The following is an 18,879-nucleotide window of genomic DNA, read 5'->3' as shown; positions in this document are numbered from 1 at the left end:
GGGAACGTGCCGCGTCACTGGGCCGCCCCCAGCCGCTCGCCCGGCTTCGCCACCGGAGTCTCCGGGACGCGTTCGGGCTGGGGATCGGGAGCGGATGTCACGGTGCGGCTGCCCGACGGGTCCCGCGGGAGCTGGAGGGTGAGCACTGCCAGCACCACGGCCACGAGGGCGATGACGACGTAGTACCACATGAAGTCGTCGGTCCAGTTCTTGAGCAGGCCGCCCACGTAGTTGCCGACGATTCCGCCGACGCCCTGCGTGATGTTGGTGACGCCGAAGATGACGGTGGCCGCCGCTCCCTTCGCCTTCTTGGAGACGTACGCGGGCACCAGGCCGTAGACCGGATAGAAGGAGACCGCGAAGAAGAACCCGGACAGATGAGGCAGGTAGCCGACCGGGGCCACCACCAGGATCACGGAGGAGGCGAAGAACAGGCCGTAGCACAGCACGAGGGTGGTGCGGATGCCGATCCGGTCCGCGAGCCAGCCCACGGCGAACCCCGCGACCATGCCGACGATGCCGATGATCCCCCACACCTGCGCGGCGAAGTCGATGTCGAATCCGAGCCCTTCCCTGAGGTAGGGCGAGAGGTAGTTCTGGAACGGCATGAAGGTGAAGCCGTTCAGGAACTTCATGACCCAGACGATGATGACCCAGCGCACGAGCACCATGCGCCACCCGGACCGGGCGCTGCTGCCCTGCTCGTCGCCCGCCTCGTTCGGGCCGTCGTCCACACCGGATTCCTGGTCCCGGCGGAACAGGCCGAACCGCCAGAAGGCGAAGGTGGCCACCATGGTCACCATGAGGGTGCCCAGGCCGACGACGTACCAGAGGCCGCGCCAGTTGCCGGCCCCCACGAAGGAGGGAACGAGCATGCTGTTGACGAAGACGCCGTAGCTCGTGCCGCTGGAGATCAGGCCGAGCACCTTGCCGCGGTGCCGGTAGTCGATGACGCGACCGACGATCTCCACCAGGGGCACGTACACGGACGCCGCGGTGCCGCCGAGCACGGTGAGCAGGGCGCCGATCATCACAATGTTGTCGGTGAGGGGCAGCAGCACCAGGCAGAGACCGCACAGTGCCACCGAGCCGATGGTGACCTGGGCGCCTCCGAACCGGTTGGAGAGCCAGGTGCCGAACAGGGCGAAAACGAGGAAGCCGAGCTGGCCGGCGGCGGTGATCGTGCCGACCACCGTGTAGTCGAAGCCGATGTCGTGGCGCATGTCCGTGACGAGCTGCGAGAACAGGTAGAACCCGAAGCCGTAGGTAGCCGCCACGAAGCTCGTGAGGAGAATGGTGGTCAGGAACCCGGCCAGCACTCTGGAGCGCTGCGACGGGCTGATGGTTGTTGCCTCAGTCATGTCACTCTTCGCCTTTCCTGGCCCTCAGGACTTCCGGGCGACGTGGATCACGAACCCGGAGTCGAGGAGGTCGAATTCTTCGTCGAAGTCGCCGAATTGCTGGTGGTCCTCGAATCCGGCTCCGGCGAGCAGCGCACCGGCCTCCGCGGCAAGAAGCGGATAGACCTCCAGGTGGTACGCCTCCTCGTCGGAGAACTCGTACCGGAAGCGGCACAGTTCAGTGCTGATGTGCGCGACGGAGACGTTCACGTCCTGTCCGCAGTAGTAGACGCTCCTGCGGCTGCGGAAGCGCCGGGCGCGGATGGCGTCGAAATTCCGGTGGTCGAGTACGAGAACGCCACCGGGGTTCAGGATGCGGTGGAACGCGCGGAGCACGGCGGCACGGTCCCCGGCGTCGAACAGGTGGGGGAAGGAACTTCCGAGGCACAGCACGGCGTCGAAGGTTCCTTCGACGTTCTGATGCAGGTTCCGCCAGTCGGTGAGGACGGTGGGGAAGTCCTGCCCGCTGCGACGCCCGTTCTCGGCGGCGCGCTCGAGCATCCGCGCACTTCCGTCCGCGGCCGTCACCGCGAACCCGGCCTCGGCCAGGGTCACGGAATGGAACCCGGTGCCCGCCGCGGCATCGAGCACGGTGCGGGCGCCGGCGTCGTGCAGGACCTTCTCGAAGAAGCCTCCTTCACCGGCTTTGCGCTGCTCCCAGTCGATGAGGTCGTCCCAGCGTTCCACGAAGGGCTTCACGTACTGGGCCTCGGCGCTCGTTGCGGTGGGGCGAGTTTCGGCCATGACTGCCTCCTTCTTCCAGTGACGGGAAACGACGGAGCCGGCAGCGGGAGCGGGCGGGCGAGGGTCCCGCCCCCGCCGCCGGTTCAGCGGTACGTCTTCGCGAAGCGCTGGTACTTCTCGCCGAGTTCGGTCGCCCACTCGGCTGCGTCGCCGAGCTTCATGACGGAGCAGTGGTAGCCGAGGAGGCGTTTCATGATCGACATCTCGCGGTCGGTGAACCGGACCGTTCCCTCGCTGTCGATGCTTTCGATGCCGTCCGCCTGCTGGCAGTCCTCGTTGACGCGCACTGCCTCCTGCCGTGTGACACCGTCCGGAAGGTCCAGGGCCCCGCCCGCCCTTCCGACCCGGACCGGGTAGCCGCCCACCAGGCCCCCGGGGGCCGGCGCGTGCGCCGGGACGCCGCTGTCCGTCGCCATGCCGGTGAGCACCCGGACGGCCGAAGAGGCCGTCAGGAGCTGTCCCGGTACTCCGCCGAGCCGCTTCAGCGGCCCGTCGAGCATGCGGAAGACCTCCTCGTGCGCGAGGTCCTCGGCGGCCGGACGCCCGTCCACGCGGACGTCGAGGCGGTACGCTCCCCTGCCGGCGTCGCCGAACCGGGGGACGTAGTGGCTGAAGTAGTGCTGGGTGACGAGGCGCAGCTGCACCCGGGCGGCCTCGACACCAAGTGCGGCGGCGAAGCCGTAGGTGAGGGCCGGGACGATGTTCGCGACGTTCCCGATGCCGATCGTGGGCGCCAGCCCGACCTTGCCCAGCACCGGGCCGACTGCGTCCGGGAAGGCGGCGTTGACCACGGCCGCTCCGGTGCCGGAGTCCCGGACCGCCTGCATCAGGCGGTGGTTGAGGGTGAGGTGCATCGGGAGCCAGGGCCCGAACTGGGCCTCGTCCAGATCCTCGAACACCTCCTTGGGCAGTTCGGTGATGACCCGCCAGGACTGCAGCGAGGCTCCCATGAAGATGATGTCGGGGCGGACCCGGGCCAGGGTCTCCGCAGTCCGCTCCACGTCCCACAGGTCGAGGTGGACGGCGTCCACCTCGCCGATCGCGCCCAGGTTCGTGGCCGTGAAGCGGGCCAGGTTGCCCCGTCGGCGCAACGTCTCCACGTCGCGACCGGCAAGGACGACACGGTTGGTGGCCGGGTCGGCCAGCAGCATGTTCAGCACGTGGGACGACAGCTCGCCCACGCCGACCAGCATGATGAGGGGTGGTGTGCGGTCCGGTTCTGCACGCGTGGTCACAGTGATTCTCCTCGGGGGCCGGACAGGTGCCGGCACGAGTGGGGGCGGGAGGCGCGGAGGGTCAGCGCGGATAGCAGCCGTTGTCGGCGGGCAGCACGGCGCCCGTGAGGGTCCGGGAGGCGTCCCCGAGCAGGTAGGCGCACACGTTCGCCACGTCCTCGGGCAGGATGTCGCCGTCGAGCTGCTCTTGGCGCTTGTACTCGGCGTATCGGTAGTCGGGGATGCGGTCGGCGATGGCGGTGCGGACGATGAGCCCGGGGGACACGACGTTCACCCGGATCCAGGGAGCGAAGTTCATCGCGTTCGACTTGGTCAGACCGATCACACCGGCCTTCACCGTTCCGTACAGGGCGTCGGAACTCCCGACCTCGCCCGCGACGGAAGCGAGGTTGACGATGGCACCGCGACGCTTCCGGGGCAGGAGGTGCTCGGCGAAGCGCCGGGAGAGCCACACAGGGCCCTTGACGTTCACGGCGATGACCCGTTCGATCGTCGCGTCGTCGTACTCCCAGACGGGTTGCCCCAGGTAGAGCCCCGCATTGTTCACCAGTCCGTCCACCTCGGGGTGGGAACGGAGCACGCTGTCCATGAAGGTGTCGCACTCGGAGCGGGAGGCGACGTCGCACACGTGCGTCTCGAGCGGCCGGTCCCGTTCCTCCTCGGCGAGCTCCTTGAGGCCCGCCTCGTCGATGTCGCAGGCGACGACGGTCATCCCGTCGTCCAGGCATCGGCGGACCAGAGCTCGGCCGACGCCTGCGGCGCCACCGGTGACGACGACCGTGCGCGCGCTCATGCGACGACCTCCGCATCGGTGGTGGCGGAGTGGTGCGCCGCTCCGGCCGCGGGCACCCGGCCAGTGGGCCGGATGCGGAAGGCGTCGAGATGCTCGTAGAAGGGCCGGCAGTACTCCACGAAGTCCCGCAGGTGCGGCTTCTCCTCGTAGGAGAAGCGGTACGCGGCGGTCGGTGCGCCGATGCCGCGGCTGGCAGTGACATCGGTGTGCCAGCCGCTCCACGTCTTCCACTCGGGCCGTTCGCCCGAGGACCACTCGAGGGCTTCGGGCTTGTAGGGCAGGCCGACCGCGGCGCAGTAGGTGGCGATGGTCCCCGCCGGATCGGCGGCGAGGTCGGCGGCGTTGATCACCACGGGAGTCCGGCCGGTGATCCCGCGCACTCTGTCGAAGAGGCGAGCCAGCTGCTCGTAGCCCAGCACCTCGCGCGTGACGCCGGGATGGACGGTGGCGTGGGAGAGGACGGCCTGCTCCGGATCCCGCACCAGGAACGTGTTCGTCTGCTCCAGCAGGTACTCCGGGTCCTCGAGGAGGTGGGGAAGGGCGTGGTAGGGGAAGTCCTTGTGGAACACCGGTTCCTGCTCCCGGGCCTGCTCCATCATGGACTTGATGTCCTGGTAGGTCCGAGGATGGTCCGGATCAGGGTTCTTGTGGGGTATCTCCGCTCGTTCCTCGTGCACGAAGTACAGGTACGAGAACGCCTCGTGGAAGACTCGGAAGTCCCCTCTCTCCATGAACGAGCGTTCCAGCGCGGTCGACATCGACCGCGGGTGGCTCCACAGCGCAACGGATCGGTGCATGGTGGCCTCCTTCGAACGTGCTCGGGCGGTACGGGTGGGAAGTCGCGTCATACCGCGGTGCCGGACAGCGCGAGGGGTGCAGCCGGCACTGCCTGTTCCTGCACGTGCCGGGCGACGAAGTCGATGAGGTTGCGGGTGTTCTGCATGACCTCCACGTAGGTCGAGACGAACGCCCCGTAGTGGGCGAACTCCTCGGGGACCATGCCGTCCGGGTCGTAGGCCCGGTGGAACGACGGCAGGCGGAGGAGCTTCGCCAGCACCGCTGCGGGCACCTCGTCGTCGATGGCACCGGAGCGGAACGCGGTCGCCTCGTCGTCGCGGCGCATGAGGTCCGCGACGAACTGCGGTTTGCAGGTGTAGGCGACGGCGCCGCCCGCGGTCTGCTCCAGGTGCATGCTCAGCGACGTCGCCCCCTGCGCCGGGTCGTCGGCGAGCAGGCTGGAGAGCAGCAGCTTCACGGGCAGCCGCTGGTCCCGTATCCCGTGGTGGATGCGTTTGGCGATGGCCAGTTCGGCCCAGCGCGTCTCGGCCTGGCTCAGCTCGATGCCGCGGGCGGCGGCCTCGTACTGGACGTCGAGGTTGGAACCGAAGCGGCCGATCATGTGCGTGAACACCGCACGCCAGCGCGAGGTGTCCACGCCGCGCCTGCCGGCCTCCGCCAGTCCGGAGGTCACGGCAGCCGAACAGGCGGTGAACTGCGGCACGGTGTACGACAGCGTGCCGTTGATCGAGATGCCGCGTGCCACGAGCTGCCGCACCACCTGGTAGCCCTGGGCCGTTCCGGGTACCTTGACCATGAGGTTCGGGTTGATCGCGGCGAGTTCGAGGGCCTGCTCCAGCATGCGGTCGGTGTCGAACATGTAGCGCGGGTCGAGCTGCCCGGAGACCCAACCGAAGCGGCCCCCGGTGGCGTTCCACATGGGCAGCATGAACGCCGTGGCCCGGCGCAGCGCCTCCTGGTAGACGAGCGCGAAGACGCTTTCGACGTCGGGTCGGGCCTGCTGCTCGATCAACTTCCGGGTGGTGTCGCGCCACGCGGTCGGCTGAGCCAGGACGCTCTTCGCGACCAGCGACGGATTGGTGGTGACACCCCGTACGAGCGAAGGCCGGGAGGAGTCCGCGGGGAGGAACCGGTCGAGCTGTGCCGACCAGCGCTCACGGCTCGCCTCGTCCGGTGCGGTGGCGAGGAACTGGCGGCGCCAGAGCGGGAAGTCCAGAGGCGAGGAATCCCACCACACTTCGGCCGCGCTTCCGGCTTCTTGCAGATGTTCCAGAACGCTGGGAGTGGACACAGGTGCTCCCTTCATGGCGACAACGGGAAGACGGGTGGAGCCGTGGTGCTCGTTCGGTGGAAGGGCGGTTCAGCGGGGGGCGGGCACAGGTTGGGCAAGCAACCGGGGGAGTTCGCGCATCGACGAGAACGTCACGGCACCGGCCGAGGCGAGGGCGGCTGCCATGCCGCTGTGTTCGGGGGCGTAACCCATCACGGGCATGCCGGCGGCGACCGCGGCCCGCACTCCGACCACGCTGTCCTCGACCACGACGCACGATGCGGGGGACCGGCCCATCTCACCGGCCGCATGGAGGAAGAGGCCGGGGTCGGGTTTCCACGAGCCGACTTCGTAGGCGCTGAAGATCCGGCCCTCGAAGTACGGGAGAAGACCGGTGAGGCCGAGCGTGAGCCGAATCTTCTCGAGCGGCGCACTCGATGCGGTGCAGAACGGTCCGGTCAGTTCCTCGACGACGTCCGCGACGTACGGGATCGGCCGCAGCCCCACGGTGAACGAGTCTTCGGTGCGCCGGCGGAATTCCTGGATGAAGTCCTCTGCCAGACTCCTCCCCGCCATGGTCTCGATTTCGGACACCCATTCCGCGACCTTGCGTCCCCGAATGAGAGCGAGGGATTCGTCCGTCGAGAACGTCAGGCCGATATCCGCCGACATGATTCGCATGACGTCGGCGCTGATGCGCTCACTGTCCACCAGGACGCCGTCGCAGTCGAATATGACGAGAGATTCCTGCATCGGGGATTGCCCTTCGGGAGTGGGAGGGACGGGACCGTCCGCGGGAATTCGGCCGCTTTCGCCGTTGCGGGGGCCGCGCCCGGAGGCGGCGGGTGCCGTCAGGCCGGAGTCCTCGGGTGCGGCGACCTGCTGAGCGAGGAGTGCGGGGGAGGGACGCGGTCGGCGCGGTGTGCGGTCACTGCCAGCCCGAGTCGTCACCGGGCTCGTAGCCGCTCGCCTCGACGGCGACACGGGAATGCGCCGGAGAAGAGCCCGGGGCGCCGGAGGCGGGGAGGGTGGCGACGGGCAGAGCGAGAGCGATGACGAGTGCGGTGAGCACGGTGGCCGCGGTCGATCTGTTCATCACGGTCTCAGTCCCTTCGAGCGAGGAAGTTGCTGATGCGATGAGATCTTCCGGTAATGCAACGGGTAAGGAAAGGCGCTGCGAGTGGCATAATTCGGCCGTGTCCGCTTCAGTCCAATGAGCCGAACCCGGAGTACCGGTCGGGATCGAACAGGGGTGCTTCTGCGCGAACAAGATTCCAGGGCCGCAACTCCGGGTGCGCGGACACCGCTCCACGCCAGGCCAGCGCGGCGGCGGACTCCGCCTCCGCCAGGGAGCCGGCTTGCAGGAAGAGCCCCACCACCTGGCAGGGGTGGGTGTCGGAGTGCACGACGACGTGTTCGACGGGACGACCACCGGCTCCGGCCGTCACGGCAGTGGTCGCGACGGCCGGAAGCTGCTCGCCTGCGGCGGGCGGGACAAGGTGAAGGTGAACGAGATACATGTCTCGAAGGTGCGTGACGCGCCCGATGTCGGCGCCGCTCGCGCACGGCCTGTTGCGGCCATGGCCGGAAGAGCCGGTGAGCGGGCGTGACGACGGGCGGGGTCATCCCGTTCTCTTCTCGTCACTGAGCGGAGTCGCGGCGAGAGTTCATTTCTCGTGTGCCAGGCGTTTTCTCGTGGTGGATGCGTCGCCGTTCACGGCAAGAGCAACAATGTGTGAAGGAATCACTGGTTTTGATGGAATGGAAGTTGAGCCGCTCCTACCGGAGCGGGGAAGGCGACGTCCGTTGGGAGAGTTTCGGGGACGCGGACGCGCCGCCTCTCGTGCTCCTGCACGGCACGCCCTTCTCCTCCTTCGTCTGGCGGCACGTCGTCCATGCGCTGGCCGGCAGGTATCGGGTATTCGTCTGGGACATGCCCGGCTACGGCAGTTCGGAGATGCGCGAGGGACAGGACGTGTCGCTGGCGCGGCAGGCGGAGGTGTTCACCGAGCTCCTCGACCACTGGGAACTGCACGAACCGGGTGTCGTGGCGCACGACTTCGGTGGCGCGGTGGCGCTCCGCGCACACCTGCTGCACGGCGCCCGCTACAGCCGCATGGCGCTCGTCGACGTGGTCGCTCTCGCCCCCTGGGGATCGCCCTTCTTCCGTCTTGTCGGTCGGCACACGTCGGTGTTCGAGGAGCTGCCGCCGGCGATGCACGAAGCCGTCGTCCACGCCTATGTGGGTACCGCGAGTCATCGACCACTGCCGGCGGACGTGGCGGAGCGGCTGGTTGAGCCCTGGCTCGGTGAGCGGGGGCAGGCCGCGTTCTACCGTCAGATCGCACAGGCGGACCAGCGGTACACGGACGAGGTGCAGGACCGCTACGCTTCCGTCGGCATGCCGGTGACGGTCTGCTGGGGCACGCAGGACGAGTGGATCCCCCTCGCCAAGGGGAAGGAACTGGCGGCGCTCATCCCGGGAGCGTCGTTGCGGGAGATTCCCGAGGCCGGTCACCTGGTGCAGGAGGACGCCCCTGCGGAACTGGTGGCGGCCCTGCTGGAGTTCCTCTCCTGACCGCGGGGCGCGCCCTGCCCCGGGGCGCGCCGCAGTTCGGGGAGGCACGACGTGCCGCCGGCGTCAGACCGCTTCCCGGTCGGGCGCCGGCCTGAATGCCTTCCGGTAGGACGACGGTGAGGTGCGCATGAGGTGCTGGAAGTGGTGGCGATAGGTCACCACGGATTCGAAACCGACCGCTGCCGCCACCTGTTCGATGGACGCGGAGGTGGTCTCCAACATCTGCAGGCTCGCACCCACACGCCGTGAGATGAGCCAGCGCATCGGGGTCTGGCCGGTCGTACGGGCGAAGTGCCGCAGGTAGCTGCGTTCCGACATCCGGGCCACGCCCGCCAGAGCGGCGACGGTCATGGGGCGGCGCAGGTTGTCCATGGCCCAGGCCATGCTGTCGGCCACTCCGTGATCACCCGTGGGGGTCACGACGGGGGACTCGATGTACTGTGCCTGGCCGCCGTCGCGATGAGGTTGCGTCACCAGGCGGCGGGCCACCGTGTTCGCCAGCTCCGCGCCGTGGTCCTTGCGGAGCAGATGGAGGCACAGGTCCAGGGCGGCAGCACTGCCGGCGCTGGTCAGCACGTCACCCTCGTCGATGTAGAGCGGGGACGGGTCCACGTCCACCCGGGGGTGGCGGGTCTGCAGCAGTTCCGCGTACCGCCAGTGCGTGGTGGCCCTGCGGCCGTCCAGGAGTCCCGTCGCGGCAAGTGCGAACGCCCCGGTGCAGGTGGAGACCATGCGCGCGCCCCTCCGGTGGGCCAGCCGCAGTGCTTCCACGAGCCGGGGGGACGGCTCCAGCTCGGAGTCCGGGGAGCTGGGCACGATGACCGTGTCCGAGTCCGTCATGGCGTCGAGCCCGTGCGGCGTGGTGAGCGTCGCACCGCCTGCGAGTTCCATGAGGCCCGGTTCCTCCAGGCACACCCGCAGTTCGTAGAACTTCTCCGTGAGTCCCGGGAAGTAGGGACCGAACACCGCGTGGACGTTGCCGGTCTCCAGCATCGCACCGCTGCGCGTGGCGAGGACTGTCACCCTGTGCCGCCGCGCTGGAACATCGTCGTCAGGAGTCATGGCGGTATCTTATCGATGTATGGCATAAGCGCCACTGGTGGGTGGACGTCGGTGACGCGCATGATCGGAGGACACCGAAGGAGGAGATATGCGTCGGTTCTTCACTCAGGTCCTGCGGGTCATCCGGGAGATGGCACACGGCATCGACAGCGCGCACGCCATCCGGCACGGTCTCCAGCCGTCGCCCGCGCCTCTCGCGCAGCACGAAGGCTGACAGGCCGCCCGGGCGCCCTGCCGGCTTCGCGAAACGGCCCCGGCCACCGCGGAAGCGGTCGGCCGGGGCCGTTGCTGCTGGTACGCCGCGCGAGCGGGGCACCCCGGGGGGAAGCCGGGGAAGGACCGGATGTCAGAGCGCCGCGCCGCCCGGCTTCACCATGCCGCGGACGGTGCGGGAGTCGACGTACTCGCCGAGGGCCGTCATGTCCCACTCGCCGGAGAACTGACGGACCATCTTGCACATCAGGACCCCGGTGCGCGGCTCGGCGTTGGTGAGGTCGTAGCGCACCAGCTCCGCGCCCGAGCCGTCCAGCAGGCGGCAGTACGCCTTCGCGACATCGGTGAACTTCTGACCGGAGAAGGAGTTCACGGTGAAGACGAGCCCGGTGACCTGCGGAGGCAGGTCACCCAGGTGGACCGTGATGGCTTCGTCGTCCCCGGCGCCCTCACCGGTGAGGTTGTCCCCGGAGTGCTGGATGACGCCGTTCAGGATGGCCAGCTTCCCGAAGTAGCAGGCGTCGACCTTCTTGCGGTTGGCGTCGTAGGCGATGACCGAGGCGTCGAGGTCGATGTCCTTCGCACGGAAGGCGGGCTCCCAGCCGAGGCCCATGCGCACGGACGTGAGGACGGGGCGTCCGCCCTTCACCAGGGACACGGTCTGGTTCTTCCGCAGATCGACGCGGCCCTTGTCGAGGTTGATCTTCCCGGTGCCCGGGGCCGGGGCGGGAGCCGCAGGCGCCGGTGCCCGCGGCGTCTGCGCGGCCGGGGGCGGCGTCTGCTGGGCGGAGGCGGCGGGCTCCTCCACGGTCACCCCGAAGTCCGTCGCGATCCCCGCCAAGCCGTTCGCATACCCCTGCCCGACGGCCCGCACCTTCCAGGTACCGCCGCGCCGGTAGACCTCCATGACGACGAGCGCCGTCTCCTGCCCCAGCCCCGGCGGCGTGAACGTCGCGACGACCGCTTGCGTGTCGGCGTCCCGCACGGTCGCCGTGGGCTCCGTCCCCGCGAACGTCCCACCGGGGGAGTCGAGGCTGGCGGTCACCACGACCTTCTCGATCTCCGCCGGTACGGTCGCCGTGTCCACCGCGATGGTGTCCACCGAACCGCCGCTGCTGTGCGTGACGCCCGGCCCTTGGGGCTGGTTGTAGAAGACGAAGTCGTCGTCGGAGCGCACCTTGCCGTCGGCGGCGACCAGCAGGCCCGACACGTCGAGCCGTACCGGAGCGGTGACGTCCACCGCCACCCGTGCACTCGTCAGGGGAAGGTTCGAGCCAGGCGTCATTGCAGTCATGCCCGGGCTAACGAACGGGTGCGGTGCGCGGTTCCTCGCTGCTCATTGGGGGTGGTGCGCCGGGCGGACCGCAGCTCAGTGGCGTTCGCGCGAGTGTCCGAACAGCAGCCGGTAGACGATCAGCAGGACCAGCGCGCCCGCGACGGCGGCGACCCACAACGACGGGTCGACCACATTGTGCCGGATCGGCCGGTCGAGGAAGGTCGCCGAGAGCCAGCCACCGAGGAAGGCCCCCGCGACACCGATCAGGGCGGTCCCGAGAATTCCTCCCGGGTCACGGCCCGGCAGCAGGATCTTGGCGACGGTGCCCGCGATCAGTCCGAGTATCAGCCAGCTCACGATACCGGAGTCCAGGAGCTCCGCGAGGTCGAGGGAGCCCTCGTCCGCCGCCGTGACAGCTGCCGTGGTGAGAAGTGCGCTCTTCATCGGGTGGTCCTCCCCGTAGATGGTGCGGTGCGTGCGACTCAGGCCGTGCGGTCCCCTCCGCCGCGCGGTGGGTCCGCGGAGCAGAACGCGCCGCCCAGCAGGTGCGCGGCAGGCGTGTCCGGGTCCGGTTCCCTCCGGGGGGCGAGGAGTTCGGGAGCGTACCGTTCCGAGTCGTCCTCAGGCATGTACCCCAATGCACGGGCACGTGAAAGATCCCAGACCGCCCTGGTGTTGGCCGAGGAGCCGTGGACCACGGTGTGTCCCACGCGGTCGGCGGTGAGTGACGCGTGGAGGAGCCGGGCACAGTCGCCGGGGCTCAGCCAGATCCCCAACGCCCGTACGCTGCGCGGCCGGTCGCCGAACGTCCCGATCCGCAGGGAGACCGTCTCCATGCCGTGCCGGTCCCAGTAGAGCTGTGCCAGATCCTCGCCGAAGGCCTTCGAGAGGCCGTAGTAGGTGTCGGGGCGGTGCGGGGTGCCGGTGCCGATGGGCGGCTCGTCCTGCCCCGGCAGCGGGGTGAAGCCGACGGCATGGTTCGAGGAGGCGAACACCACGCGCCGTACGCCCGCTCTCCGGGCGGCTTCGTAGAGCCGCCAGGTGCCTTCGACGTTCGCCCGGAGAATCCGTGCGAACGAGTCCTCGGCGGAGATGCCCGCGAGGTGCACGATCGCGTCGACGCCCCGGACGGCACGGTCGAGCGCCGCGGTGTCGTGCAGGTCGGCCGTCACCGCGTCGGGCGCGCCGTCCACCGGGCGGACGTCGAACAGCCGCAGGCGGTGGCCGAACTCCGGCAGCAGCGTACGCATCGCCGTGCCGATCCGGCCGGCGGCGCCGGTCAGGAGAACGGTGCGGGCGGCTGCGGGCATGCACGCATGCTAGGCCTCTGGGGGCGGTTCGTGTGCGGTACGGCGCGCGACGGGCGCGGGACGAGGGCCGCCGCGCCCTCGTCCCGCGCCCGTGTGGCACACCCGTGGAGCCGGACTGCCGGGGTTACTTCACCGGCGTGAAGTCCCGGGCACCGAGGAATGCGGGACGCGGCACCGGAGCGGCGAACGGTTCCACCGCCGTGTTCTCGACGCTGTTGAAGACGATGAACACGTTGCTCCGGGGGTAGGGCGTGATGTTGTCGCCGCTCCCGTGCATGCAGTTGCAGTCGAACCAGGTCGCCGAACCGGCTTCGCCGGTGAAGAGCTTGATTCCGTGTGCGTCGGCGAACTTGGCGAGGGACTCGTCCGAGGGCGTCCCCGCGTCCTGCATCTGCAGCGACTTCTTGTAGTTGTCCTTCGGTGTCTCGCCCGAGCAGCCGAGGAACGTCTTGTGCGACCCCGGCATGATCATGAGACCGCCGTTGGTGTCGTAGTTCCGGGTCAGGGCGATCGAGACCGACACGGTCCGCATGTTCGGCAGACCGTCCTCCGCATGCCAGGTCTCGAAGTCGGAGTGCCAGTAGAAGCCCGTGGCACCGAAGCCCGGCTTGACGTTGATCCGGGACTGGTGGACGTAGACGTCCGAGCCCAGGATCTGCCGTGCCCGGCCCACCACGCGCGGGTCCCGCACCAGGTCGGCGAAGACCTCGCTGATCTTGTGCACCTCGAACACGGTCCGGATCTCCTGCGACTTCGGCTCGACGATCGAGCGGTCGTCGGCACGCATTACCGGATCCGAGGTGAGCCGTTCCAGTTCCCGGCGGTACATGTCGACCTCATCGGGAGTGATGAGGCGGTCGTTCACCAGGAACCCGTCCCGCTCGTAGTCCGCCATCTCCGTGGCCCGGATCGGCCCCGGCGTACCCGGTTCGGACCACACCACGGGGTCCATCCGCGGAGTTGCCACTTCGGTGGAGCCACGGGTCGGGTACAGGTCGGCGATGCGCTCGGGTGCGGTGGTCATGGTGTTGCCTTCCTCTCCTCTCGTACGGCCCTTTCAGTCGGGCGGATATACCGAGTGACCCGTACGGGCCGGAGCACACATCCCCGGCCCGTACGGATTCTGGTCTCAGTCCTCGGCAGGCTCGGTGAGAAGCGGGTACACGCCGTTCTCGTCGTGGTCCTCGCGGCCGGTGACCGGCGGGTTGAACACGCAGACCACGCGGAAGTCCGTCTTCGGACGCACCGTGTGCTTCTCGTGTCCGTCCAGCAGGTACATCGTGCCGGGAGTGATCATGTGCTTCTCGCCGGTCTCGTCGTTGGTGAGCTCGGCTTCGCCCTCCACGCAGAGCACGGCCTCGATGTGGTTCGCGTACCACATCGAGGTCTCCGTGCCCGCGTAGAGCACTGTTTCGTGCAGCGAGAACCCGACCCGCTCCTTCGCCAGCACGATGCGCTTGCTGCGCCAGGTGCCGGAGGCGGACTTCACGTCCCGGTCGGTGCCCTCGATGTCCTTGAACGAACGAACGATCACGTCGGTGGTGCCTTTCTGGGTGTCTCTCGCAACGGGGCGGCCCGCCCCGCGGGATCGCGGGGCGGGCCGTGAGCTTATGTGCTAGACGGTCTCTCGAACGGCACGCGCGAGGATGCGCAGCCCCTCGTCCAGCTCCTCGGCGGTGATGGTCAGCGAAGGCAGCAGTTTCACGACCTCGCTCTCCGGACCGGAGGTCTCGATGAGCAGACCCAGTTCGAAGCAGCGCTTGGCGACGGCGTCGGCCTTCGGCTTGTCGGCGAACTCGACGCCCCAGACCAGGCCGCGGCCGCGGACGTCGGCGATGGCGTCGCGGTGCTCCTCGGCGATGGTCTTCAGGGCCGCTTCGGCCTGCTCGCCGCGGGCGAGGGTCTGCTTCTCCATCTGGGCGTCGTTCCAGTACGCCTCGATGGCGGCGGTGGCCGTCACGAACGCGGGGTTGTTGCCGCGGAAGGTGCCGTTGTGCTCACCCGGCTCCCACACGTCCAGCTCGGGCTTGAACAGCGTGAGGGCCAGCGGCATGCCGTAGCCGCCGATGGACTTGGACAGCGTGATGATGTCCGGCTTGATGCCCGCTTCCTCGAAGGAGAAGAAGCCGCCGGTGCGGCCGCAGCCCATCTGGATGTCGTCGACGATGAGCAGCATGTCGTGCCGCTGGCACAGCTCGGACAGGGCCCGCAGCCAGTGTGCGTTGGCGACGTTGATGCCGCCCTCGCCCTGCACGGTCTCGACGATGACCGCGGCCGGCTTGTTCAGGCCCGAGCCCTGGTCCTCCAGGAGGCGCTCGAACCAGATGAAGTCCGGGTACTCGCCGTCCAGGTACGAGTCGAACGGCATCGGGGTGCCGTGCACCAGCGGGATGCCGGCGCCGGCGCGCTTGAAGGCGTTGCCGGTGACGGCGAGGGAGCCGAGCGACATGCCGTGGAAGGCATTGGTGAAGGAGACGATCGACTCGCGGCCCTTGACCTTGCGGGCCAGCTTCAGCGCGGCCTCGACGGCGTTGGTGCCCGTCGGGCCCGGGAACATGACCTTGTGGTCCAGGCCCCGCGGCTTGAGGATCGTCTCGGAGAACGCCTCGAGGAACGCCCGCTTGGCGGTCGTCGACATGTCGAGGCCGTGGGTGACGCCGTCCCGCTCGATGTAGTCGAGCAGGGCGCGTTTGAGGACGGGGTTGTTGTGGCCGTAGTTCAGCGTGCCGGCCCCGGCGAAGAAGTCGAGGTAGGTGTGGCCGTCCTCGTCGTACATGTGCGCGCCCTGCGCGCGGTCGAAGATGGTGGGCCAGCCACGGCAGTAGCTGCGCACCTCCGACTCGACGGTCTCGAAGACACTGAGGTCGGGCTGGGTGATGGTCACAGCATGCTCCTGGGGTGTGTCGCGTGGAGAGAAGTCTGGAAGTCTGTGTCGGGCTTGCGGGTCGCCGGTGCGGCGCGCCGCCGCCCCGAGGTCAGGGGCGGTCGCCGGCCGACGGGCTCAGCGCCACCAGGGAGGGGGCGGGCCCGATGCGGTACAGCACCTCCGGCTCGTGGCCCTCTTCGGGGAAGACCCCTGCGTCGAAGAGCACCTCTCGCTCCAGTGGCGCGCTGTGTCGCTCGGCGTACCGGCTGAAGAGTCGATTGGAAGCGGTGTTGTCCGGCGTGATCGTCGTTTCGATCCCGTCGATGCCCAGCCTCTGGGCCACCCGGGCGGTCAGGCCGTCGAGCATCGCGGCTGCGAGCCCGCGCCCGCGCTGCGCCTCGTCGACGGCGACCTGCCAGACCACGAGGGCCTTCGGGTGCCGGGGGCGGAGATAGCCGGTGACGAAGCCGACCGGGTTGCCTCCCGAGTCCCGGGCCACCACCGAGGTGTCGGCGAAGTCGCGGCACCACAGCAGGTAGCTGTAGGAGGAGTTGAGGTCGAGCGTCCCCGAGTCGCGGGCAATGCGCCATATCGCGGCTCCGTCCTCGAGACGAGGAGTGTCGAGCTTCAGTCCCTCCGGTATTTCCAGGAAATCACTGGGGGCACGTGCATGGTCTGCTTGTGCGGCGGTCATGGGGTCCAAATTTACCGAGGAGAATCGAAAATCGCATCGCTTGCAGGGGTTACATGCAAGGGGTCACTTGTGGTATCGCGCGCGCGTGAAGCTGCGCTCATCTGAGCGCTGTTTTGCCAGGTGATGTCGGGTATTACCGGGCAGAACGGGCTACCTGTGGATTCGGTCACATTGACGTAACGACTGCCCGGGATCGCTCCGATTTGCGTTCCGACAGAGCGAGAAATCTCAATGTTTGAGAATGCAAAAAACGGGAAGAAGAATATGGATGGCTACGCTCGATAACTGATCCGCAAAGCGGCTCGAGTGAATATCGTGACCTTATGGGAACCGAGTGTTGTCGTTTTCCTTACCTCGGGCGGGTGCTGGAGCGTACCAGGACCCTCGTAGGGTGCGGGCATGAGTCACCGCGGAACTCTCCACATCAAGGGACGTGTCCTGGCGGGCCCCGAGGACGTACGCGACGAACTGTGGGTCGTGGACGGGCGCGTCACCTACGAGCCGCCGGCCGCGGCGCCGGATCACGACACCACGGTAGTGCAGGGCTGGGTGCTGCCCGGACTCGTCGATGCGCACTGCCATGTCGGCCTCGACGCCCACGGGCCGGTGGACGACGGCACGTCCGAGAAGCAGGCGCTCTCCGACCGTGAGGCGGGAACGCTCCTGATCCGGGACGCCGGCTCGCCCTCCGACACGCGCTGGGTCGACGACCGCGAGGACCTGCCCCGGATCATCCGCGCCGGCCGTCACATCGCGCGCACGCGCCGCTACATCCGCAACTACGCCCACGAGATCGAGCCCGGCGACCTGGCGGCCTACGTCCGTCAGGAGGCGCGGCGGGGTGACGGCTGGGTCAAGATCGTCGGTGACTGGATCGACCGGAACGAGGGAGACCTCAGCTCCTGCTGGCCGCGCTGGGCGATCGAGGAGGCCGTCGCCGCGGCTCACGCGGAAGGCGCACGGATGACGGCCCACTGCTTCGCCGAGGATTCGCTGCGGGATCTGGTCGAAGCGGGGATCGACTGCATCGAGCACGCCACCGGGCTGACCGAGGACACCGTCCCGCTGTTCGCCGAGCGCGGTGTCGCCATCGTCCCCACGCTGGTCAACATCGCCACCTTCCCGCGTCTGGCGGACGGCGGGCAGGCGAAGTTCCCCCGCTGGTCCGACCACATGCGGCAGCTCCACGCGCGCCGCTACGACACCGTCCGCGCCGCCTACGACGCCGGGATCCCGGTGTTCGTGGGCACCGATGCCGGGGGCTCGCTGCCGCACGGTCTGGTCGCCCGGGAGGTGGAGGAGCTGACGAAGGCGGGTATCCCTCCGATCGAGGCGCTGTCCGCTACCACCTGGGGCGCCCGGCAGTGGCTGGGGCGTCCCGGGCTCGAGGAGGGTGCGCCCGGCGATCTCGTCGTCTACGACACCGACCCCCGGGAGGACGTGCGCGTCCTGGCGCAGCCGCACCGGGTGGTGCTGCGGGGGCGCATCGTCCAGTAGGCCCGGCAGGAACAGGGCAGGGGCAGGGGCAGAGCAGAGAGAAATCGCGCACACGTACAGAAACGCCACGTGTGGGTGAACCTACCCCCTGCGCCTGGCGGGTGACGCTGCGTGGCGTCAACGATGGATCGGTATTCGTCACCGGCACGAGCGACCCGTGGAGCGGGTGTGCCGTTGACACCGGAACATCCGTGGGGGTTTCACACGTGAACAACTCTGTACGCAGCATGCTCGCCGCCGCCGTTCTGGTGGGGGCCGCCGCCGCACCCGCACAGGCGTCGGCGGACGACGGCGGCGAGGGTGCGGCGAGTGCCACCGTCCTGAGGACGGACCTCGACGTGCGGCTCGTCGACGACACCGTCCGCGTGCCGCTCAGGACCACACTCAACGCGGTCCGCACCCGGGACGGGGCCGGCGTCGCACGCAGGACCGCGCTCACCGCGCACCTGGACGGCGTGAAGAACGGCAAGCCCTTCGAGGTGCTCGCCGCCCGGGTGGCCGACGCCGAGACCTCCCGGGAAGCGGACGTCACCCGCGGGTCCGTGACACTGGCCGACGCAAAGGTCCACCTGCCCGGACTGCCGCTGCTCCCAGTCGTCGAACTGGACGCCGTGACCGCCCAGGTGGAGTGCCGGACGGGCGAGCAGCCCGAGGCGGAGACGGCGGTGCCCGGCACGGTGCGGGTCCTGGGCAAGCGGGTCACGCTGAACGCCGAGGGGCCGACCTCGGTGGAGGTCCCGGAAGTCGGCGAAGTCCGCCTGGAGGTGTCCCGCACCGCCACGACCTCGCGCACTGCCGCGGCCACCGCGCTCGAACTGGACGTCTCCGTCGATCCGCTGGACCTCGGCGTGGCCGAGGTGTCGGGTGCGGTGACGCTGGCGGAGGCCACCTGCGAAGCGCCCGCGCAGCAGGACCCGCCGGAGGAGGAGAGCGGCGAGGAACAGGTGACCCCGCAGACCGTCACCGAGTCCGAGCATCCCGTGGAACCGGCGACCGAGACCGAACTCGCCGCCACGGGAGGCGGATCGGTCACGCCCTACCTCGTCGGCGGTGCCGCCCTGCTGGCGGCCGGCGGCGGTAGCACGGCGCTCGCACTGCGGAGGCGGAGCGCCGCGCGACGGTGACGCATCCGCGACCGCCGCG

The 18,879-nt window shown here is 69.0% G+C and carries 21 protein-coding genes; 4 read left to right on the top strand and 17 right to left on the bottom strand.

What is annotated here, in order from left to right; all coding sequences use genetic code 11:
• Positions 1-14: 14 nt before the first annotated feature.
• The 9 genes from ACL06G_RS19505 to ACL06G_RS19465 all read right to left on the bottom strand — a co-directional run bounded on the left by ACL06G_RS19505 (position 15) and on the right by ACL06G_RS19465 (position 7,760).
• The gene (locus ACL06G_RS19505; protein ID WP_412787677.1) at positions 15-1,361 is read right to left on the bottom strand and encodes an MFS transporter; all 1,347 of its coding nucleotides are present in this window, start codon (positions 1,359-1,361) and stop codon (positions 15-17) included.
• 24 nt (positions 1,362-1,385) lie between these two features.
• On the bottom strand, positions 1,386-2,144 hold the full coding sequence (locus tag ACL06G_RS19500; RefSeq protein ID WP_412787678.1) for a class I SAM-dependent methyltransferase: 759 nt from the start codon (positions 2,142-2,144) through the stop codon (positions 1,386-1,388).
• Between the two features lie 83 nt (positions 2,145-2,227).
• On the bottom strand, positions 2,228-3,379 hold the full coding sequence (locus ACL06G_RS19495) for a hypothetical protein (protein WP_412787679.1): 1,152 nt from the start codon (positions 3,377-3,379) through the stop codon (positions 2,228-2,230).
• 61 nt (positions 3,380-3,440) lie between these two features.
• On the bottom strand, positions 3,441-4,172 hold the full coding sequence (locus ACL06G_RS19490) for an SDR family NAD(P)-dependent oxidoreductase (RefSeq protein ID WP_412787680.1): 732 nt from the start codon (positions 4,170-4,172) through the stop codon (positions 3,441-3,443).
• Positions 4,169-4,969: a sulfotransferase-like domain-containing protein gene (locus tag ACL06G_RS19485; protein ID WP_412787681.1), complete on the bottom strand. Its 801-nt coding sequence runs from the start codon at positions 4,967-4,969 to the stop codon at positions 4,169-4,171. Before ACL06G_RS19485 ends, ACL06G_RS19490 begins: the two co-directional genes overlap by 4 nt.
• Before the next feature lie 47 nt (positions 4,970-5,016).
• Positions 5,017-6,261, bottom strand: a complete 1,245-nt coding sequence (locus ACL06G_RS19480) for a transaldolase family protein (protein WP_412787682.1) — start codon at positions 6,259-6,261, stop codon at positions 5,017-5,019.
• Between the two features lie 69 nt (positions 6,262-6,330).
• Entirely contained in the window at positions 6,331-6,993 is a 663-nt protein-coding gene (locus ACL06G_RS19475; RefSeq protein WP_412836417.1) for an HAD-IA family hydrolase, read from the bottom strand.
• A 175-nt stretch (positions 6,994-7,168) separates the two neighbouring features.
• Positions 7,169-7,336: a hypothetical protein gene (locus tag ACL06G_RS19470; protein ID WP_412787684.1), complete on the bottom strand. Its 168-nt coding sequence runs from the start codon at positions 7,334-7,336 to the stop codon at positions 7,169-7,171.
• A 109-nt stretch (positions 7,337-7,445) separates the two neighbouring features.
• Positions 7,446-7,760, bottom strand: coding sequence for a hypothetical protein (locus tag ACL06G_RS19465; RefSeq protein ID WP_412787685.1), 315 nt, complete (start codon positions 7,758-7,760; stop codon positions 7,446-7,448).
• Positions 7,761-7,993: 233 nt separating this feature from the next.
• On the opposite strand from ACL06G_RS19465, the gene ACL06G_RS19460 reads away from it, so the two are divergent.
• Positions 7,994-8,818 (top strand): alpha/beta fold hydrolase, encoded by an 825-nt coding sequence (locus ACL06G_RS19460; RefSeq protein WP_412836416.1) that lies wholly within the window; start codon positions 7,994-7,996, stop codon positions 8,816-8,818.
• A 63-nt stretch (positions 8,819-8,881) separates the two neighbouring features.
• Here ACL06G_RS19460 and ACL06G_RS19455 read toward each other — a convergent pair whose 3' ends face one another.
• The gene (locus ACL06G_RS19455) at positions 8,882-9,880 is read right to left on the bottom strand and encodes a helix-turn-helix domain-containing protein (protein ID WP_412787687.1); all 999 of its coding nucleotides are present in this window, start codon (positions 9,878-9,880) and stop codon (positions 8,882-8,884) included.
• An 88-nt stretch (positions 9,881-9,968) separates the two neighbouring features.
• On the opposite strand from ACL06G_RS19455, the gene ACL06G_RS19450 reads away from it, so the two are divergent.
• Positions 9,969-10,094, top strand: coding sequence for a hypothetical protein (locus ACL06G_RS19450; RefSeq protein ID WP_412787688.1), 126 nt, complete (start codon positions 9,969-9,971; stop codon positions 10,092-10,094).
• Positions 10,095-10,226: 132 nt separating this feature from the next.
• Here ACL06G_RS19450 and ACL06G_RS19445 read toward each other — a convergent pair whose 3' ends face one another.
• The 7 genes from ACL06G_RS19445 to ectA form a co-directional block, all read right to left on the bottom strand.
• On the bottom strand, positions 10,227-11,378 hold the full coding sequence (locus ACL06G_RS19445) for a TerD family protein (protein ID WP_412787737.1): 1,152 nt from the start codon (positions 11,376-11,378) through the stop codon (positions 10,227-10,229).
• Between the two features lie 84 nt (positions 11,379-11,462).
• The gene (locus ACL06G_RS19440) at positions 11,463-11,813 is read right to left on the bottom strand and encodes a GlsB/YeaQ/YmgE family stress response membrane protein (protein WP_412787689.1); all 351 of its coding nucleotides are present in this window, start codon (positions 11,811-11,813) and stop codon (positions 11,463-11,465) included.
• A gap of 38 nt (positions 11,814-11,851) precedes the next feature.
• A complete protein-coding gene (locus tag ACL06G_RS19435; RefSeq protein ID WP_412787690.1) occupies positions 11,852-12,679 on the bottom strand; it encodes an NAD-dependent epimerase/dehydratase family protein in 828 nt (275 codons plus the stop codon).
• A 124-nt stretch (positions 12,680-12,803) separates the two neighbouring features.
• Entirely contained in the window at positions 12,804-13,703 is a 900-nt protein-coding gene (gene thpD / locus ACL06G_RS19430) for an ectoine hydroxylase (protein WP_412787691.1), read from the bottom strand.
• 105 nt (positions 13,704-13,808) lie between these two features.
• Complete coding sequence (locus tag ACL06G_RS19425) at positions 13,809-14,213, bottom strand: ectoine synthase (RefSeq protein ID WP_412787692.1); 405 nt, start codon at positions 14,211-14,213, stop codon at positions 13,809-13,811.
• An 81-nt stretch (positions 14,214-14,294) separates the two neighbouring features.
• A complete protein-coding gene (ectB, locus tag ACL06G_RS19420; protein WP_412787693.1) occupies positions 14,295-15,563 on the bottom strand; it encodes a diaminobutyrate--2-oxoglutarate transaminase in 1,269 nt (422 codons plus the stop codon).
• Positions 15,564-15,654: 91 nt separating this feature from the next.
• Complete coding sequence (ectA, locus tag ACL06G_RS19415) at positions 15,655-16,239, bottom strand: diaminobutyrate acetyltransferase (protein WP_412787694.1); 585 nt, start codon at positions 16,237-16,239, stop codon at positions 15,655-15,657.
• Between the two features lie 399 nt (positions 16,240-16,638).
• On the opposite strand from ectA, the gene ACL06G_RS19410 reads away from it, so the two are divergent.
• Positions 16,639-17,736 carry an amidohydrolase family protein gene (locus ACL06G_RS19410; protein ID WP_412787695.1) on the top strand — a complete coding sequence of 366 codons (1,098 nt, stop codon included), beginning with the start codon at positions 16,639-16,641 and terminating at the stop codon, positions 17,734-17,736.
• Positions 17,737-17,942: 206 nt separating this feature from the next.
• A complete protein-coding gene (locus ACL06G_RS19405) occupies positions 17,943-18,860 on the top strand; it encodes an SCO1860 family LAETG-anchored protein (protein WP_412836415.1) in 918 nt (305 codons plus the stop codon).
• The last annotated feature ends 19 nt before the right edge of the window (positions 18,861-18,879 follow it).

Source organism: Streptomyces callyspongiae, from assembly GCF_047200695.1.
Taxonomy (GTDB): Bacteria; Actinomycetota; Actinomycetes; order Streptomycetales; family Streptomycetaceae; genus Streptomyces.
Note: the sequence above shows the minus strand (reverse complement) of the source record. Positions and strands in the feature narration are given on the sequence as shown.

Coding starts and splice junctions, on each gene's coding strand:
- thpD (WP_412787691.1), bottom strand. CDS start 13,703: ATGACCACCGCACCCGAGCGCATCGCCGACCTGTACCCGACCCGTGGC.
- ACL06G_RS19450 (WP_412787688.1), top strand. CDS start 9,969: ATGCGTCGGTTCTTCACTCAGGTCCTGCGGGTCATCCGGGAGATGGCA.
- ACL06G_RS19440 (WP_412787689.1), bottom strand. CDS start 11,813: ATGAAGAGCGCACTTCTCACCACGGCAGCTGTCACGGCGGCGGACGAG.
- ACL06G_RS19445 (WP_412787737.1), bottom strand. CDS start 11,378: ATGACGCCTGGCTCGAACCTTCCCCTGACGAGTGCACGGGTGGCGGTG.
- ectA (WP_412787694.1), bottom strand. CDS start 16,239: ATGACCGCCGCACAAGCAGACCATGCACGTGCCCCCAGTGATTTCCTG.
- ACL06G_RS19490 (WP_412787680.1), bottom strand. CDS start 4,172: ATGAGCGCGCGCACGGTCGTCGTCACCGGTGGCGCCGCAGGCGTCGGC.
- ACL06G_RS19455 (WP_412787687.1), bottom strand. CDS start 9,880: ATGACTCCTGACGACGATGTTCCAGCGCGGCGGCACAGGGTGACAGTC.
- ACL06G_RS19500 (WP_412787678.1), bottom strand. CDS start 2,144: ATGGCCGAAACTCGCCCCACCGCAACGAGCGCCGAGGCCCAGTACGTG.
- ACL06G_RS19485 (WP_412787681.1), bottom strand. CDS start 4,969: ATGCACCGATCCGTTGCGCTGTGGAGCCACCCGCGGTCGATGTCGACC.
- ACL06G_RS19470 (WP_412787684.1), bottom strand. CDS start 7,336: ATGAACAGATCGACCGCGGCCACCGTGCTCACCGCACTCGTCATCGCT.
- ACL06G_RS19410 (WP_412787695.1), top strand. CDS start 16,639: ATGAGTCACCGCGGAACTCTCCACATCAAGGGACGTGTCCTGGCGGGC.
- ACL06G_RS19475 (WP_412836417.1), bottom strand. CDS start 6,993: ATGCAGGAATCTCTCGTCATATTCGACTGCGACGGCGTCCTGGTGGAC.
- ACL06G_RS19465 (WP_412787685.1), bottom strand. CDS start 7,760: ATGTATCTCGTTCACCTTCACCTTGTCCCGCCCGCCGCAGGCGAGCAG.
- ACL06G_RS19505 (WP_412787677.1), bottom strand. CDS start 1,361: ATGACTGAGGCAACAACCATCAGCCCGTCGCAGCGCTCCAGAGTGCTG.
- ACL06G_RS19435 (WP_412787690.1), bottom strand. CDS start 12,679: ATGCCCGCAGCCGCCCGCACCGTTCTCCTGACCGGCGCCGCCGGCCGG.